Here is a 17,192-nt window from a genome sequence, read left to right as displayed (position 1 = left end):
AATAAACTTAAATGTAATTTTTATGAAATCAATCACACTTTGATTGAATATTTTTTAATAACAATAGCTCCTCATATACATCTATATCAGGAGCGTTAAATCGTAATAAAAAGAATTAGTATTCAATTGACTGGAAATTCGGATGATCTGCAAGCTGCTGTAAATAGTGGCGTTCTTTTTGATAAAAATATTTATTCAGGCGATTCACCCATTCACCACGGCGGAAAGTCAGTATCTTTTTATGCACACCATCATATTCCAGTAGTACAACATTCGTATCATCTTCACTGGCTGCTAATCGCGTTATTTTATAGTCATGCGGTGCATACTGATGTGAAGGTTGTAATGATCTGAGGATTTCAATCTTATAATCACCATCAATCCAGTAATGCTTATCGATCAGCGCTTTTTCATTCACCCAAAAGCCTGTCTGTGCACCATCATGGGTATCAATCAAAAAAAAATGATCTAACTCTTTTAATAATTCCGATGCCGTGATATCCAAATAATCATTCATATCGACCTCTATTCACTCAAATTTTTATCGTTGCTTATTGCCGCATTTTTATAATGGATAAACTATAAGTGACATATTCCCCGATCACCTGATAGCCACCTGAAAAGCAAACTTTCATGACCTTAGAATAAACACTTGTTATTCAAAAAATTAAGGCCAATGGAAAAATTGCTCTTTTAACTCAAAGATATACAGGACTGTATATTGAGAATCAATATTTTTTTCTTAGGCTGCAATAAAATTCAGATAAAAGAAATATTTTTAAAAATCAAAACCTTATTATATGATTATAAATATTATTTTATGCTTATGATTTTAAAGCGATTTCGTCTAAAAATAGACCAAATCGCTTTATTTTTTGAATAGCAAAATCGTTATTCGTCGCGTGTTTTTACGTCGAATAGTTCAATTTCAAAAGTCAGATTGGCATTGGCTGGAATGATCTTGCCCATTTTACGTGAGCCATAAGCCAAGTGTGCAGGGACAATCAATTTACGCTTTCCACCTACACGCATCCCCATAATGCCTTGATCCCAGCCCTTAATCACACGTCCAGTACCAATCACCGTTTCAAAGTAGTTACCACGATCCAATGATGAGTCAAACTTTGTTCCATCTTCCAACCAACCGGTATAGTGAGTCGTAATCAAGGCACCACGAACTGCTTCTTTACCTTCGCCAACTTTTAAATCAATAATTTCTAATTCTGTGCTCATTTCTATCTCTCCAAATCACTCAAGCTAAATTATTGCAATTGTTGCCACTGAATGTCGACCTGACCTTTGTCGCTTAATAAGGTCCATTCGCCATCCATAATATTCAGCTGCAATTGCATGGTACGTTCGCATAAGCTCTCAAGTGCCTGCGTAGTCTGTGGGGCCAATTGCCACACTTGTACATTGCTTAAGGTTTTAATCTTGGTGTTTTTCTGCCACCAATCATCTGACTGAGAACCATACGTCACAACTGCAACATTCTTACAACGTGCACTCGCCTTTTTCACTTTATCTTCAGATGGACAACCGACTTCGATCCATTTCTCTAACAGTCCAGTCAAGTCTTTTTGCCATAACGCTGGCTCATCAGTTTCAAATAAATCTTTGGTGAACTCTAAACGTTCATCGGCAAAACGCGCATAAGCCAAAATACGAACCATTAAACGTTCAATGGTTTCAGAAGGATGCTGAGCAAGCGTGAGCTGATAATCGGCATAAATATGCTCATCCATATTGGCAATATTGAGGTCTGCCTTATATATTGTTGCTTTTAACGCCATAAACTAAACTCTTAAATAAAGTGTTCTCAAATTTGGCGCTAAGCATACTCTATTTTACCGAGAAGCATGTGCGATTTGATCAAGTTGATCATCAATCGGATCGATACGGCACTGCAATAATTGTGTTTCAAAAGCCAACCAGTCACGTGCTGACTGACAAATCACCTCAATTCGATTATCAATGCTCTCCTCGGCCGACTTATAGTTAAATTGCTGCGGATTAAAATTAAAACTTTTCCAGCCTTGATCAGTATTAAAAATTCCTTTAATTCGTACCCAGTCTTGTTGCGCACACAACACATCTAATAAATCATGAAAATTAAATTGCCAGCGTTTCGGCAATTTCCAACCCGCGACCGTATAGCCCTGAGCCGTTTCAACATAATGATAAGGGAGTTGCTTTATTTCTGGCGTCTGTTCTACAGCTTGTATTTTCTGCAATCTTAATAAGGGTTGAATCTTACGTTGTACAGGTTGCTGCTGAATATCCAAGTGTTGAATATCCATCTGTCCATTTTCAGCTTCAATCCAATACTGGACATAGGTTTCATATTCTTGTTTTAAAGCCGCATAGGCTTGATGATCTGCTGTTGTCATACAATCGATATGCGACAACACCACAATTTGTGCCGCTTTTAATTGATCGGTATATAAATTCTGTTTGACCCAATCCTGATCATGTAGACGACTTCCATCTACAACTATCACCAAAGCTCGCATTGCCAAGCTCGTTTGCCAATGTGGTTCAGTCAGTTGCTCTAATAACTGTGCTGGATGCCCTAAACCCGTTGGTTCGATAAATAAACGATCAGGTTTGCTTTCACTGAGTAAGCGCGAAAGTGCTATCTGCATCGGCAATTGACTACTACAGCACAAACAACCACCGAGCAACTCTTTCACCGCATAACCTTGTTGCTGGGTAATTAATTGTTGGTCAACCCCAATTTGCCCAAACTCATTCATCAGAATCGCCCAAACTTCATGCTCAGGCTTTTGAGTGAGCAAATGCTGCAATAATGTGGTCTTACCTGCCCCTAAAAAGCCAGAAATAATATGAGTGGGAACTGTTTTGGGAGCAATAACCTTCACGATCGACTCGCATTGAAAATTTATTTCATTCTAAAGCGAAAAATTGATGAAATAAAATAAAGAATGATTTTCCCTATAATTAGACTTACAAGCGATTAAATAAAAATAAAGAGATATTCATCACACATTAAATCTAAAAATCTTATTTAAAAATAAGATATAAATGGTTTATTCAATTAATAACTTTTTAGAAAAAGAAGACTAGTGTTTAAAACACGTAAAATAATAGATCATTTTTTAATCACAAAAACATATTTTCATACATTTTAATCCTTAATTTCTCCATGATGTTTACATAGCAACTACATAAAGCGATTCAATATTTCATATTGTTAAGATAGACGTAATAGATTGTTAAGAACATTGCCGCAAATACGTTTGGCACATAGCATGGACCTCATGCCGAAATTGAGAGATTGGGATTAACCGAATCCTCCTATTGCGGTTGTTATTTTAAATGAAATAAGGATGCCAAACATGAAATTTATCAAAACTGTTCTTGCGACTACACTTACTCTTGCTGCAGCTTCTACATTTGCAGCACCAGTAGAACAACAAACTGAAGATAAAGTTGTTGTTTCAACTCAAGAGCAACCTGAAACTCAAGGTCAAGCTGCAACTGATGCAACAGCAACTGAAGCACCTGCGTCTACACCTGCACCAACAAACTAATTAGATCTTAAGGTTCCTCCAGATCCTTAGACCAACATTTGTAATGATTTAAAATTTACTTCATTACAAATGTAAAAAAAGATCGAACCATGCTGCGGTTCGATCTTTTATTTTTTGAATAAGCTCTGTATTAAAAAATTAGCATTGAGTGGTTTTCTTAAACATACTGCATGAAGGCTGATGAACTTCTTGTAAACGTGTCGCCTTACGCTGCTCTGCAGCCTCAAAGCGACAACGCTTCCATTCTGTATCTAGATTTAATTGTGGTACTTCTTTCGGCTTACGCTGCTCATCCACTGCAACCATAGTGAAATAACAAGTATTGGTATGACGAATGGTACGCTTCTGAATATTTTGCGCTTCAACACGAATGCCAATTTCCATCGAAGTGCGCCCAACATGATTGACACTGGCCAGAAATGTGACCAGTTCCCCGACATAAATTGGTTCTTTGAAATTAACGCGATCAACAGATAAAGTCACAACATAGCTGCCTGAGTATCGGCTTGCACAAGCATAAGCAACCTGATCAAGTAACTTTAAAATCGTTCCACCATGAACATTACCTGAAAAGTTGGCCATATCAGGTGTCATCAAAACGGTCATTGTAAGCTCTGACTGGTCGTCAGGTGCTTGGTTTGCTTGATCTAATTGATACATGGGAAGAGCTCATAGAGAATACAACATGATTATTATCGTTTATTCAGGGGTATAAACATATGCGCAAAATGATAAAACATCATCAATTCTTTTTATGATCTTGTTATTGTTTAATTCAAAATAATGACATCCCAAGTATTTTTGATTCAATGCGTCCCCAAAAGAAAGAGAATCTTTGAAAAAATACCTGAGATGTAGAAATCTGGGCTTTATACAATTCAACTCAGATGGGCTGAACGAATCAGCCCAATGATACCGTTTACAATCATATCAATTGCGATCGTACCAATCAGCAAAGCAGATAAACGCCCAACAATATCAAAATAGCGATCGATATATTTTGCATGTTTATAGCGTAAATGATCATGACCAAATTTCATCAGGATCAAAATGCTACAGGTTAAAATCAAAGTAATTGCAATAACGGCTATTGCCCCAGTAAAAGGTACACTCACCCCAGTGACCACCGCCGCACTAATTGTGCCTGGACCGATCATAAATGGCATCGCGATGGTACCCGCCAGATGCTCAGGCGCCCCCCGCATTTCTCCGATCGTTTCCGCACCCTGAAAGACATAACGGTAGCCAATCACCAAGAAAATTAAGCCACCAAAAATTTGAAAAGATTCGAAACGAACATTTAAATAGCGACTAAAAATATTCTCACCGCCCCAAGCAAATAGAATAAATACCCCGAAGGCGATCAAACTGCCCTGTATCAAAGCTTTACTAAATACCTTTGCATCGGTATTACGGATCATCCCGACCATGTAGACACTCATCAGAAAGGGATTGAGCAATGAGAAAAATAATGCAAACGCATGAATATAAGGAGAAAACATAACGGTCTCTTTAATCTGCGGAAAATTTTAAATGCCTGCGATCACAGGCAAGGTTTAGAATCGTAATACAAAATTAATTTAGGGCTTGCTTACAACCTACAGTGGCATTCTTTAACGCATCATCTTTATTCAGATCAAGATTAACCCCTAATCCCAATAAACTCATGTGAATGTTGGCCTTGCTGTTATTCAACGCTTTGACTTTAAACTTGACCCCTTTATCACTGTATAAAGTGTTATCAACCAACTTTACCTGATAAGACATGACTTCCTTACGGTCGTCCATACACAGCACCCCATTACCTTGGCGGTTCAGACTTAATGCGACTGATGCAGCCCCTATCTCACCTGTCCAACTTCCTGAAAATGGAATCTGTGTTGTACTGAGTTGGTTAAATTGAGCAGGAGACATAGTTGTGATCGAAGTACAGCCAACCAAACCAAATACCAAAATAGCGGGTAATAAAATATTCTTCACAACCATCACCTAAAACGATCAAAATCAAATAATTGTTACTATTTTCCCATATTAAGGCCTTTTTTGATTTGTACAGCATGTATATGACTAGTATCGGAAATGTAAAAAACTTTAAATAATTTTTTGACCCAACTGCTATATTCAACTTTTGTACAGGGATAAAACTAAATCTGCCAATAAATATTTAATTCTTTAAAGCAAAATAATCTGAATCATTGCATAAATAACTCATCATCAAAAATAATAAATTTTTCTTGATTTTTAGTTCAATCATCTGTAGATTTTCTTTTTGAGCGAGTAATTCAAATGAATTTCCAATCTATATTTGAAACGTTTCAAACTCTTCCAAATGGAACGGATGCCTACCAACAATTAAAACATCAATGTGAACAAGCCATTGTTGCTGCTGAACACCCGCTTGAACACAACGCCTTATTTCTTATTTATGGTTTTGCAAAAAACTATGTCCTACTCTATGAAGATCAAGCTGTCACACCAGTTTTCGCAGACAAAGTAAAAGCACAAATTGTCGCTTATATGCATGAGCTCAGTGAAGCATTAAGCACGAAAGATGCTAACCGTATATTAACTGCCTTAAATAATGTCTCTAAACAATATATTGGAGGTTCTAGGATTTTCTAATCACTGTCGTCCAATAAAATATTCAGACTTCATTTAGCTTTGACATTGCTTCTAAAAGTTTATTAGGTTTCATTTCACCAATTAAACGTTTTAGAAGTAATGTTAGCTCATGCATTTAAAATATTTCTCTATACCCGATATAATAATTTTTATTCTCTCATCTTAGGCCAAAATTAATCGAGCATGATTTACAATATGCTCAGTCAAAAGCTGCAATGGCTTTGATTGTTGATCCCAATGATGCCAATACAGTGGAATATCAACGCTAATATCAGGCAATAACCCAACCAATACTTCTGCTTTATTTTCAATATTCAGTTGCAGCTCGGGCACCATGCCATAGCCTAACCCCAATTTAATAGCGGACACAAAAGACTCTGATGATGGAATTAAATGACAAGGATAAGTACCTTTCATCAATCCATAGTGTTTTTCCAGAACATCAAAATGCATACGGTCTTTTTCATTAAAAATAATCGCAGGTGCAGCACGTAAAGTTTCTCGATGAATGCCTTCTGAAAACCATTTCCGTCTAAATTGCGCTGTCGCCATCATTTGATAACGCATCAAACCTAAATATTGCGCACGGCAACCGCGCATGGGTTGATCTTCAATTGAAATACAGGCACTTACCGTACCCTTTTCTAATAATGAATAGGTATGAGACTGGTCATCTGTTCTCAGCTCAATCACAATCTTTTCTTTGAGTAACACATCCTTTAATGCAGGAAGCAACCATGTCGCTAAAGAGTCTTCATTTGAACCAATCACAGTCTTGAAAAAATGTGATTCTCCTCCACCAGTCAAACCATGAAGTAAGTTCTGTTCTAAACGTCGAATGTGCTGTATGTGTTCGAAGATCTGCTGACCTGCTTGGGTTAAGATACAAGGACGACCCCGAATCAGCAGTAGTTGCCCTAATTCTTTTTCAAGTGCTTGGACTCTCAATGTCACTGCTGATGCAGTAATACAGAGCTTGGCGCCAGCTTGTTCGAAGCTTCCATGTTCAGCAACTGCAAAGAAGGCTTCACATTGTTTATTGTCCAGCATAAAAACCTTAAAAAAATTTAGGAAAATCTAAACAACTTTAATCTTACTAAATTTTAAAAATAAAAAAAGATGATCATAACCAGCACAAAATAGCTTTGTCCTGATTGATAAAAATTAAACCAGTCTTTTTCTCAAATAAATGATACTGAGTAAAGCAAAAGCCAAACCGATAAAGGACGGTGCATAACCAAAAGGTGTTGCTAATAGCCCAACAATGACCGCACCCGCTACTGCACCGCCATAATTAAAAATATTAACTCGAGCAATAATTTCATCACGCCGGCTTTCATCCAAACGACCTACAGCAGAATATGTAAGTGGCACCAAAGCACCTACAGCAACACCAGCCAATGCAAAACCCAAAATAACGGTCACTAATGAATGGCTGATTCCAGACAATACACATCCGAATGCCCCGATCAGGAGCGTGACTAAAGCAATCCATGTCGCTGTTTTAAATTGTAGTAAATAATCAAGACTTAAGCGTGTGAGTAAAATTCCAATTTGATAGGCTGCATAACCCAAAGGAGCAATGGTTGCCGAGCTTGCCAAAACATCTTTGAGATAAATTGAACTCCATGTACTGATTGCAGAATCGACAATAAACACAATTAAAATAATCAGTCCAAAGATGAGAAGCTGTTGATATGGAATTGCTGGTTTCTCTTGCGAAAGTATTTCTGAGCATTGTTTTTGCTGAAATAACCAGTGTCTAGAGAGTTGCGAGGTGATGAAGGCGATCGCCACTGCAATGCATAATGCTGTCGTTGCTCCGAGTGCAGTTGAAACAGTAGCTGACATAATCAATGCCCCTAAAAATGCAGCCGCGGTGTAACAAGCAAAGAAACCACCAAATACACTTTTACCAAGCCGTTGCTCCATCATAACCGCTTGCATATTCAGTGCTGCATCTAAACAACCTAGTCCAAGCCCATAAAGCAAAAAACTCGCAATCATAAGAATCACATTTGGACTAAATGCAGCAATTGCTATTCCTATCGCTTCAAAAATAAAACCAGTCACAACGGCAAGTCGTGAACCAAGCTTGACTGCGATACGATCAGCTAAAATTGAACCGAGTGCCGCTGCAATACATACCCCTAGAATAATTAGCGACAACTGATCATCTGAAAGTCTGAATCGACCTTTTATTGTCGGGAGTGCCGTCATCACGGTCGCGTAGCCAAGGCCTTGTGTGGCAAACCCCAGCGCAATCACTTTTCGTGTTTTGCTGAGCATCAGATTGTTTACACTTTGAATATTATGATTGAGGTCCATGCCTGACTCACTTCATTATTTTTAAATATGTGCTTGGGTATTCCCTCGAACACTTCCTGTGTCGATTGTTTTTAATTTTGATCTGAAACAATTCTGAAAATAAGGGCAATAATTGAAAAATAAGGGGGGTATTTCGGACAACAAGATTAAGCAGCTTTGCTACATCACCGACCTCTAAACACTTATTCAGTCATATCCATCTCAGATAAATAAAGCTATCGCTAAAGTCCAACCTACAAGCCATTGGCTTTTACTCTTGAAGCCTCATAACAGTCTATTCAAAAGGCCCCTTTTCTGCGATAGCAAAAGATGCTTCACCTTGTTTTGTGTTCAGCATAAACCTTAAAAAAATTTAGCCAAACCAAAACAATCTTAATTTTACTGACTTTTATAAATAAAAAAAGATAATAGCAAACAGTAAATTTTTAATGGAAAAAAGCATCTAACACTTGATCCAAGCGTTAGACGAACTGCCTTTGCCTAAGCATATGCACGTTGTTTTCCAGCCAAAACCAGCACAGACCACCCTATATGATTGAGGAACCAAAATATGACTGCATTTTTCTATGGGCTTGGTATTGGCTTTTCTTTAATTTTAGCCATTGGCGCGCAAAATGCTTTTGTTCTAAAACAAGGCTTAAAGCAGCAGCATGTTTTTTGGGTCTGTTTGATCTGTGCACTTTCGGATTCTATCTTGATTTATTTAGGGGTCATGGGCTTTTCAAAAATCGTGATTGACTTCCCCTTGATCGTCACCATTGCCAAATACTTTGGTGCTGCTTTTTTATTTTTATACGGGCTTAGAAATTTTTACTCAGCCATCAATAATAGTTCAGCACTCAACCCCAGTGAAATTGAAAAAGACTCGCTATTTAAAATTATTGGTATGTGCTTGGCCTTCACATGGCTGAATCCACATGTCTATCTAGACACCGTGATTCTGGTTGGTTCGATTTCAGTTCAGTTTGCAGATCATCTGTATTTATTTGCAGCTGGGACCATACTTTCTTCATGGATCTTCTTTTTCGCTTTAGGCTATGGCGCAAGAGTTTTATTGCCTTGGTTTAAAAAGGCCAGTTCATGGAGAATTCTAGATGTTGTTGTTGGACTTATGATGTGGGCGATTGCAACAAAGTTGTTAATCTAAAACACAGAGAAATAAAAAAGCCCTTATTTTCATAAGGGCTTTTTTGTATTTGGCGGAAGCGGTGAGATTCGAACTCTCTAAATAACTTTTTAATAGATTCTATTTAGGTTTAATTCATTATTTATCAAATAATTAAAATCTAATAGAATCTTATAGATTTTATAATTTGTGCCAAATTTTGTGACAATGTCTTTTTTAAACAATGCTTTTTATAACAAGAATTTAGGAAGGGGTCTAACAAACTGATCGACTAACTAGTTATTATAATTGATAAAATAAAATTTATATTAAAAAGGTATACAGATTAGGATACAAATCATTAGTTCATACTGTCCTATCATCCATCTTCACCATATCCAAATTTGAATTAGAATGAAACTCTTACTTAATTTTAAAAAAGTTCTCAAAATAGTTCTTTTAAGTATTCCCAGCTATCAACTATCATATTTTTGAATTTCTACTCTAATTCATCACTTGAAGAACATTGCTTACCTTGTTTCAAAGTATTGTAATACTTATCTTCATTAGGACTAACTTAAACAAGTTTAGGATTTAATAAAAGGCGGGAAACAGGTAATCCTCTGGGTGTGTGGCTAATTATCAAACAAATTTCTTCACTCAACAACTCGCACTCATAAAACTCAGAAAATAACTTAAGTCGTAAAACCAAATAATTTCCCATGAAAAAGAGGCCTGCTTTACAGGTGTGCACACTGATTGCTCAAATGTGAAAGAAGATTACTTGTTTCCCTAAAACAAATTTTAAACAACTAATACGCTCTCTTCAACTCTTTCTTTTCTAAAGAATTAAGAAGATCAACATCTGACCAATTAATCTGCCAATAGCCTTTGGTCAAACTATCTAAATTATTATTTATTTCTACTGGGCTCATCGTTGGCACCCCTATTCTTCGACCTAGTGCTTTTAACCATTTTTTTCGAAATTTAATAGGAATGTATGGACAACTTAAAACATCTAATAATAAATGTAATTTCTCGCTACATGTAGCTATATCACTTAAATCCTCAAATTTTTTGTTTAAATAGGCATTCAAATTGTTTCGAATATTATCAAATCCTTCAGCATTTTTAATATAAAACAAACAGGATGTGACTGAAAAATAGGATAAATCTTTCATTTTAGGAAAAATACCTTCAATTACTGACTCAGGAATTAAATATTCGTCTCCCAGTTCCCTAGTTGCTATAAGGATATTAATAAACTCTAAATGAACAAAACCTTCAATTGGATTAGTTCCCTGACTTTGTGATTCATCTAGAAGAAGTTGACTAGTAAGTTCATATATTTTATGGCACACCTCATCCTGATGAACTTTAAGTCGAATATTAGTAAATCTTACAAGTAAAATTATTATTGTACTTAGCTTATAAGATGAGCTAACTGACGGCGCAACACTGTAAAGAAAAAAGCTAACCTCTAGGAGGGTTTTAATAACATGGAAATAAGATTTAACTTCTTCAGCAATTATTTCCTCTTCAACATTAATTAATCTTTTAATTCTTTCTGTAATAGATGAAATTATAAAAGAAGAGATTTCATCATAATCGACCTCATTACTATTACAAAGATTTTTAATAGAATCAATAAATGTTTTAGCAACTTTCCAAGGTGAATGTATATTCTTTGGTTTTAATTGACCAAAATCATTTTTCATAAAGCAAGTATCAAAAAATATATTTGCAAGACTACTAGCACCATGAATTAGTCTAGATTTTTTACTAACGAATGGTCTATATTGGATACTTAACTTAGAACTATTAGTATGAAGATTAAACTTCATTAGAGTATCAGCATAAATTGAATAAATTTTTCTAGCTACATCCTCATCTTTTGCAAAAATATAAACATCATCTACATATCTTCGAAAAGTATATTCAACATCAAAAATTAAGTCTTGATTTTTTAAATATCCAATTACTATACCATCTATTCTTTGAAAAATTATTTCCGAAAATATTCTACTAACTTCAGGTCCAATTGGGATACCATTTGTTTCATTATAATTTCCATGTCGAATAGTAAAATCAAAATCCTCACCAAATGATGATACATTCAAATTATTTTTAACAAATTCTTTTTCCTTAGTAGCCCAAGCCATTGAATGGGTATATATACTATCAAAACACTTTGATACATCTAAACTCATTTGAATTTTAAACTTTTTCTCAAGATTAAAATAATCTGATGAATTAAAAAACTTATAAAGACGATCATATCCTTTATATGTAAAGAAGGAAGGTGTATGTTTAGCATAGCCATCTATTGTATCTGATGTAACACTTCCTGTTTTATATTTATATATATTTTCCCAAGAACCTTTAGAGTAAAATGAACTAGCAATTTTTTTTGGTGCACGTATTGAAGCAGGATTTTCTGAGCAATAATATAGAATTAACTTATCATATTCATTATAAAATTCTCTAATCTTCCATTGAGAGGCAGGGTGCAATAAAGCAAGTCGCCTATACTCTAGCGCATTCTTTCTAATTTTATAAAGATAGGGCTTAGTTGGTTTACTTTTTATGTACCCCCCATTACAAAGAACTAGCTCCTTAATTATCTTTTGTTCAAATAATGAGAATATATTTATATTCTTAATTCGATCATACAAACCATTATTAGAAAATATAATTGGAGTTTCATAGGGCAGAGTTTCCGTTATGAGTACTCGATCGTAATCATTTCGTTTAATCAAATTTTTCTTAGACATGATTAAAAATTAATACTCCCAACATTTTTTTATTTCAGCAATACGCTGTGCAGAAAAATGAATAAATCTTTTCTCAGAATGACCTTTTAAAAAGCTATTCTGAAGAAGCTCTCTTTTAAGTTTCCCTGTGAGTAAAGGTACAAGAAATCGCCCTATTCTTCCATTCCTAGTCAAAACCACCCCTCTTAGATAATGATCTAATTCTTTAAGATTTTTAGCCTCAAGTTGAATTTCTGGGTAATTATGATAAATACCCGCAAGCTTTGTTTTCTCAATATGAACGTTATAAACCCTAAAATTATTAGCAAGGTATTTAATACGATCTTTAAGTAAATTTACATCTTTTGTTTTTACAAAATCATAGAAAGCACGCGTAATTCTTAACTTATATTTTTTAGCCTTTTTAGTAGCAAGATCTACATCCACAACTCTCTGCTTATTATTTTTAGAACTTTTATAAGGATCACTAACAACAACCTTATAACCTAAATATTCAAATTTAATTACAACTTTTTTTGGACTAACATCTAAAACCTTCCCCACTGAATTTATTTTATCAGATATTTCTAATTTGTTATAGTTAAAATCCAAACCATGGGGCAAAATAGTTTTTATATATTTTAAAAATTCATTTTTATCCTCAACCCCTGAAGTAATTATTATAATATCATCCACATATCTAGAGTAGAAAAAAGTATTACTACTATTCCTTATCTGACTATCAAAACCTTTCATCATTAACTCACTAATACATGAGCTCAATGGTAATCCTCTAGGCGTGCCTCTTCCACCAAGAGACTGATGCTTTGTTAAAATATGCTTTATCAGATTTTTACTATGGGGACTCAACTTGTAAAGATTATCAACTTCTTTACATATATGTATATATGAAAAAGATTCATAGAACTTTTTAATATCCAACCTATATACTCGGCACGGAACCCCCTCTCTTAAGAAGAGTTTAAGATTACCTATAATATTATTACGATTAGGAGCTTGGATTTGACAAGCGCGTCTTAAGTTAAAAGTTATTTTCCTTTCAACAATTATATGAGCTTGATTTTCTAACTTGAAAACTAAATTTCCTTTTAGTACAAATGATGATAAGGACAAATTAGAGCCATTAAATTTAGTTTGTGCAGAAGAGATAGAATCATTAATTAAGCTTTCACGGTAAGTCTCTTGAGAGCTTTTAGGAATATTGAGAAAATCACTTTTACGTAATACTTTTGTCAGCCCATGCCTACTAAAAGTCTGGTACTCCATCTTATCTCCCCCAATGGCCGAATCACTAATTCTTTTAGATTTGTAACTATTCAATTATAAACAAATTTTTCAATTATTTTAATTTAACTTTAGAGCCACATAGATTTGCTCAAAATTTATTCTTTAAATAGCCACTAATATTCTAAAAACTTTTTAATTTCAATCCATTGTTGAAGGTGCACTAATCACAACACAGCCATCTATCCCTTCAATATTTAAAATACCTTCCTTGAATTTGGCATGCTCTTGTGTCGCACGAGTCCTATCCCATAGAAAACTGATAATATGTGCATCTTTATGTTTTGTATCAACACGGTAAAGTGATGCATCTTCAGCGATCTCCCCAATAAGCATTGGAAAGGACTTTTTATTGTCCTTACGGTACTTTACTTCAATAATCGTATGTAAGGTAGGCAAATAAAGATCAAGACGTGGGTTCTTCTGTCCGACAGGTTGAAGGTTTACTTCATCAGCGATGTCATTAAATATTGGGGCGAGCATAATGTAGAGGAGATTCTGAACATGATACTCGTTCTCTATCAACCACTTAACTGGTTTAGCACCTCTCGTACGTCCAGCTTCCTCCCATGTCCAGCGCTTGAGACCAACTGGAATATTTTCCAGAAACTTAACTAGATCATCGAAGCTCCATCCATTGGGCGCTACTATAGCTACATCCTGATTAATTTGATCGAATACATAAATGATCAAGCTCAGAATTGCATTTGAAGCCTCTCCTTTTGCTAGCGCTCGAAATTCATTCAGGAACCGGTTAATGAGGGAAAGACGGCTTTGGTGATCTTCGATACTTATTATCTTCTGGTAATGAAGAAACAGTGGCACACATGCACTGGAAAAAACAACAGAATCACCTCTGATAACAAACATAGCTATATCTTTCTCAAAAATATCGAAGTGATCACCCCTTATTTGTTGCTCTAGAAATCCTGAAACCCAATTATTGAACTCACAATCAATGCTCGGTTCACCCAATTTTTCAACTAACCATTTTATAGCCAAAACGCCAAAAACATCTGAGACCCAAGGCAGTGGAGTAGAGTCGATCTTCGCGGCTTGTCCAAGCAAACGCGAGATATCTTGGCTTGGAATTTCTTCAGTTAAAATTTGAAGGCCCGAGATTGCACAACGTTGATATAAAGATAGAGAAGAATAATCGAAAATTGGAAGGTTCTCAGATAATTTCAGAAAATACAAGAAACTAGTCTTAAACGGATCTGTTCGGGCACCTTTACATACTTTTATATACATATACTCGCGCAATTGATATGCATTGTCTTTTTCTACAGAAACCATTGGGACTGCCCTATCTTTCCGATCATGACTGAGTCACTCCAACCTGGAAGTTGATTAAGCCATCCTAGATTTCGAGCGATTATATCTGAATAGCTTATTGTCACTGGCATCGGATTTGGGAAGTAACTTCGCCAAGAATGAGATGCAAAGCAGTGAATTTGTGCACTTAGATATCTAATATCCTTGAAAGTTGAATCTTTATGAACGTCAATTATTAACCCTCGTGGATGACCATCTGTATCTTGTCGCAACTCCCGCTGTCCTATCAGGTAAACAAGCATTTCGTGTTTTGAAAGTTGGAATGTTTTTCCACGAGGTGGAGCCAATCGACCTTTCTGTACACCACTTGTAGAGGAGTCGAACATATGAAGACCATGGTCTTCGGAGATTTTAAGGAATGCATACTCAATCTGATAATCGTGATACTTGTCAATAATAGTGCGAACAGCTTGAATCTCTGCTTTATTGAACTTCTTCACCTGAGCATGGAAAATCAAGCGAATCGTATCACCTTTCTGCCAATTCATGCGCTTTTGAATTTTTTCAATAGTTTCACCAAGAATCGTAGTTAATGCTTCACAATAGGCTTCTGGTACAACAGCTTTTGACGTATTGGAAACGATGTAACTACCATCTCCAGAAAAAACGGTGGTAATTCCCATAACCCTTTGTCCATTGATGCCACGCTCCTGTCCAATATTTGCACTACCGATGCCAATTACTAACTCATGAGAAAGTGTTGGTGAGGACTTCAGTAACCATGGAACGCCTCCCATTTTTGCGTAGCAGGCTAAAGCCATATTATTGAGCGAAAAACTGAGGGTATGGTCAGACTGTGACAGAAGTTCCATTGTGAAGTCTTGTACGGGTACTTGATGCAAGAAAAAAAGGCTTTTGCCTAGATAGTATGGATTTTCGTCAACCTTAAGCTTCTTAAAAGACTGCCGAACCTGCACGAGAGCAAGATCCCAACGGCCACCATCCTCCGCTTTCTTTCGGATTGCATCTTCGATTGCACTTTTGAACCCCTCAAGATTCTCCGAGGCTGCCGTGAAGACTTCAACACGGCTCGTACCAAGCGTAAATTTACCCTCAAGGCCATTATTGAAATACTTACTGTTGGGAATACCTTTCAGGAGTTTACGAACAAACTGCTCCACACGGCCCTTGTCATGCTGGGCACAAATCACACAGATTGAAGGATCATTTCTATCGAAAGTACGCTTCGTATAAGGACCGTACTTCGTCAATCCCTTTTCAACCCAATCAGCTTGTCCATTATCATTAAAGACAAATATTGGTTTCTGCATTTGTCCGCAATCTTTCTGGATATCAGGTGAATCGTGAATTTCTATGTTTATGCCATTAAGCATTGAGATGGTATTTGACTGAATGTATCCCTTGAGCCTATCGATGTGCTTCTTCTTATTATCACCTCCATTGAAAAGAGAAATGGATTGTCGAATACGCTCTACGATGGCATCTTTTTGTATACCGTGCGTGTGAAAAATGAAATCATCGAAATTCTTCAGATTTGCCTCTAAGAAAATATCTCTGGCATTAGTCTGCACAATCTGTCCGTCTGGCTGAGTAACAGAAATTACCTCTCCAGTTACACCACCAATCATCCCTAAAAATTTCTTATATCCATCTTTCTGTTCGGAAACGACATAACGTCCAATCAAATCGAACCCACTATGTAAAAAGTACAAACAATTCTCTTTAATAACTTTACGTGTTGTACAGTCAATAACGAGACATGGGTGACCTTGAATAATACGTGTATCAATTGAATATTTTGTGCAGATTTTAAATGGATAAGTTTCACCAAGAATCGGAGCCAGAAGATTATCTTTTGGCTTAATGCTTACCAACTCGATTGGATTAAAACCAGAAGGATTACGTCCCAACTCATTGAGATGCCTAGTAAGCCCAGCCTTAACCAGCGAACAGAAAATACCTACATTATCCTTAAGCGAAATTGTCTGCGGTGCGCCAAAATTAGGAAAGGTGCCATCCATTGAGAAGATCAGGATATTATTGCCTTTACGGTGAAATGTATGAGTTTTTCTATGACTAATACGAAACTCATCTAAGATTTCCTTGCTATAAGGTATCACGCAAACCTTAACTTCCAACTCAGAAACTTTCAGTGGAAATGCGTTTAAGACTATCGACAACTTTCGCTCCTTTTATGGTTTTCTTCCCACAAATGATTGTAATGTAACA

The 17,192-nt window shown here is 35.9% G+C and carries 16 protein-coding genes; 3 read left to right on the top strand and 13 right to left on the bottom strand.

Annotated features, from left to right (window positions below):
- Positions 1–115: 115 nt before the first annotated feature.
- The 4 genes from FPL17_RS00330 to FPL17_RS00315 all read right to left on the bottom strand — a co-directional run bounded on the left by FPL17_RS00330 (position 116) and on the right by FPL17_RS00315 (position 2,882).
- Positions 116–517, bottom strand: coding sequence for a hypothetical protein (locus tag FPL17_RS00330; protein WP_159882437.1), 402 nt, complete (start codon positions 515–517; stop codon positions 116–118).
- A 374-nt stretch (positions 518–891) separates the two neighbouring features.
- Entirely contained in the window at positions 892–1,233 is a 342-nt protein-coding gene (locus FPL17_RS00325) for an FKBP-type peptidyl-prolyl cis-trans isomerase (RefSeq protein WP_005144817.1), read from the bottom strand.
- Positions 1,234–1,262: 29 nt separating this feature from the next.
- Positions 1,263–1,793 (bottom strand): YaeQ family protein, encoded by a 531-nt coding sequence (locus FPL17_RS00320; RefSeq protein WP_005184283.1) that lies wholly within the window; start codon positions 1,791–1,793, stop codon positions 1,263–1,265.
- 54 nt (positions 1,794–1,847) lie between these two features.
- Positions 1,848–2,882, bottom strand: a complete 1,035-nt coding sequence (locus tag FPL17_RS00315; RefSeq protein ID WP_159882435.1) for a CobW family GTP-binding protein — start codon at positions 2,880–2,882, stop codon at positions 1,848–1,850.
- A 477-nt stretch (positions 2,883–3,359) separates the two neighbouring features.
- Here FPL17_RS00315 and FPL17_RS00310 point away from each other — a divergent pair, with 477 nt between their 5' ends.
- Positions 3,360–3,554: a hypothetical protein gene (locus FPL17_RS00310; RefSeq protein ID WP_005184293.1), complete on the top strand. Its 195-nt coding sequence runs from the start codon at positions 3,360–3,362 to the stop codon at positions 3,552–3,554.
- A 138-nt stretch (positions 3,555–3,692) separates the two neighbouring features.
- Here FPL17_RS00310 and FPL17_RS00305 read toward each other — a convergent pair whose 3' ends face one another.
- From FPL17_RS00305 to FPL17_RS00295, 3 genes are all read right to left on the bottom strand, one after another.
- A complete protein-coding gene (locus tag FPL17_RS00305) occupies positions 3,693–4,214 on the bottom strand; it encodes an acyl-CoA thioesterase (RefSeq protein ID WP_004801507.1) in 522 nt (173 codons plus the stop codon).
- Positions 4,215–4,432: 218 nt separating this feature from the next.
- Positions 4,433–5,056 (bottom strand): MarC family protein, encoded by a 624-nt coding sequence (locus FPL17_RS00300; RefSeq protein ID WP_151715954.1) that lies wholly within the window; start codon positions 5,054–5,056, stop codon positions 4,433–4,435.
- A 73-nt stretch (positions 5,057–5,129) separates the two neighbouring features.
- Positions 5,130–5,540, bottom strand: a complete 411-nt coding sequence (locus FPL17_RS00295) for a J517_1871 family lipoprotein (protein WP_159886745.1) — start codon at positions 5,538–5,540, stop codon at positions 5,130–5,132.
- A 300-nt stretch (positions 5,541–5,840) separates the two neighbouring features.
- Between FPL17_RS00295 and FPL17_RS00290 the strand changes: the two genes are divergently transcribed.
- Positions 5,841–6,176, top strand: a complete 336-nt coding sequence (locus FPL17_RS00290; RefSeq protein ID WP_159882433.1) for a hypothetical protein — start codon at positions 5,841–5,843, stop codon at positions 6,174–6,176.
- Positions 6,177–6,338: 162 nt separating this feature from the next.
- Here FPL17_RS00290 and FPL17_RS00285 read toward each other — a convergent pair whose 3' ends face one another.
- Positions 6,339–7,226: an ArgP/LysG family DNA-binding transcriptional regulator gene (locus tag FPL17_RS00285; RefSeq protein WP_159882431.1), complete on the bottom strand. Its 888-nt coding sequence runs from the start codon at positions 7,224–7,226 to the stop codon at positions 6,339–6,341.
- Between the two features lie 114 nt (positions 7,227–7,340).
- Entirely contained in the window at positions 7,341–8,504 is a 1,164-nt protein-coding gene (locus FPL17_RS00280; RefSeq protein ID WP_159882429.1) for an MFS transporter, read from the bottom strand.
- Positions 8,505–9,054: 550 nt separating this feature from the next.
- Here FPL17_RS00280 and FPL17_RS00275 point away from each other — a divergent pair.
- Entirely contained in the window at positions 9,055–9,651 is a 597-nt protein-coding gene (locus tag FPL17_RS00275) for a LysE/ArgO family amino acid transporter (RefSeq protein WP_159882427.1), read from the top strand.
- Between the two features lie 770 nt (positions 9,652–10,421).
- Here the strand turns inward: FPL17_RS00275 and drt3b are convergent.
- From drt3b to FPL17_RS00255, 4 genes are all read right to left on the bottom strand, one after another.
- Positions 10,422–12,383: an antiviral reverse transcriptase Drt3b gene (gene drt3b, locus FPL17_RS00270; protein ID WP_159882425.1), complete on the bottom strand. Its 1,962-nt coding sequence runs from the start codon at positions 12,381–12,383 to the stop codon at positions 10,422–10,424.
- A 9-nt stretch (positions 12,384–12,392) separates the two neighbouring features.
- Positions 12,393–13,649 carry an antiviral reverse transcriptase Drt3a gene (gene drt3a, locus FPL17_RS00265; protein ID WP_159882423.1) on the bottom strand — a complete coding sequence of 419 codons (1,257 nt, stop codon included), beginning with the start codon at positions 13,647–13,649 and terminating at the stop codon, positions 12,393–12,395.
- A gap of 159 nt (positions 13,650–13,808) precedes the next feature.
- Positions 13,809–14,963 carry a PD-(D/E)XK nuclease domain-containing protein gene (locus FPL17_RS00260; protein WP_159882421.1) on the bottom strand — a complete coding sequence of 385 codons (1,155 nt, stop codon included), beginning with the start codon at positions 14,961–14,963 and terminating at the stop codon, positions 13,809–13,811.
- A complete protein-coding gene (locus tag FPL17_RS00255) occupies positions 14,951–17,143 on the bottom strand; it encodes an argonaute/piwi family protein (protein ID WP_159882419.1) in 2,193 nt (730 codons plus the stop codon). The genes FPL17_RS00260 and FPL17_RS00255 overlap by 13 nt, the downstream gene beginning before the upstream one ends.
- Positions 17,144–17,192: the final 49 nt, after the last annotated feature.

This window comes from Acinetobacter dispersus (assembly GCF_009884975.1).
GTDB lineage: Bacteria > Pseudomonadota > Gammaproteobacteria > Pseudomonadales > Moraxellaceae > Acinetobacter > Acinetobacter dispersus.
Note: the sequence above shows the minus strand (reverse complement) of the source record. Positions and strands in the feature narration are given on the sequence as shown.

Excerpts from the sequence above, each read along its gene's own strand:
- FPL17_RS00330 (WP_159882437.1), bottom strand. The coding sequence starts at position 517 with ATGAATGATTATTTGGATATCACGGCATCGGAATTATTAAAAGAGTTA.
- FPL17_RS00325 (WP_005144817.1), bottom strand. The coding sequence starts at position 1,233 with ATGAGCACAGAATTAGAAATTATTGATTTAAAAGTTGGCGAAGGTAAA.
- FPL17_RS00320 (WP_005184283.1), bottom strand. The coding sequence starts at position 1,793 with ATGGCGTTAAAAGCAACAATATATAAGGCAGACCTCAATATTGCCAAT.
- FPL17_RS00310 (WP_005184293.1), top strand. The coding sequence starts at position 3,360 with ATGAAATTTATCAAAACTGTTCTTGCGACTACACTTACTCTTGCTGCA.
- FPL17_RS00305 (WP_004801507.1), bottom strand. The coding sequence starts at position 4,214 with ATGTATCAATTAGATCAAGCAAACCAAGCACCTGACGACCAGTCAGAG.
- FPL17_RS00300 (WP_151715954.1), bottom strand. The coding sequence starts at position 5,056 with ATGTTTTCTCCTTATATTCATGCGTTTGCATTATTTTTCTCATTGCTC.
- FPL17_RS00295 (WP_159886745.1), bottom strand. The coding sequence starts at position 5,540 with ATGGTTGTGAAGAATATTTTATTACCCGCTATTTTGGTATTTGGTTTG.
- FPL17_RS00290 (WP_159882433.1), top strand. The coding sequence starts at position 5,841 with ATGAATTTCCAATCTATATTTGAAACGTTTCAAACTCTTCCAAATGGA.
- FPL17_RS00285 (WP_159882431.1), bottom strand. The coding sequence starts at position 7,226 with ATGCTGGACAATAAACAATGTGAAGCCTTCTTTGCAGTTGCTGAACAT.
- FPL17_RS00280 (WP_159882429.1), bottom strand. The coding sequence starts at position 8,504 with ATGGACCTCAATCATAATATTCAAAGTGTAAACAATCTGATGCTCAGC.
- FPL17_RS00275 (WP_159882427.1), top strand. The coding sequence starts at position 9,055 with ATGACTGCATTTTTCTATGGGCTTGGTATTGGCTTTTCTTTAATTTTA.
- drt3b (WP_159882425.1), bottom strand. The coding sequence starts at position 12,383 with ATGTCTAAGAAAAATTTGATTAAACGAAATGATTACGATCGAGTACTC.
- drt3a (WP_159882423.1), bottom strand. The coding sequence starts at position 13,649 with ATGGAGTACCAGACTTTTAGTAGGCATGGGCTGACAAAAGTATTACGT.
- FPL17_RS00260 (WP_159882421.1), bottom strand. The coding sequence starts at position 14,963 with ATGGTTTCTGTAGAAAAAGACAATGCATATCAATTGCGCGAGTATATG.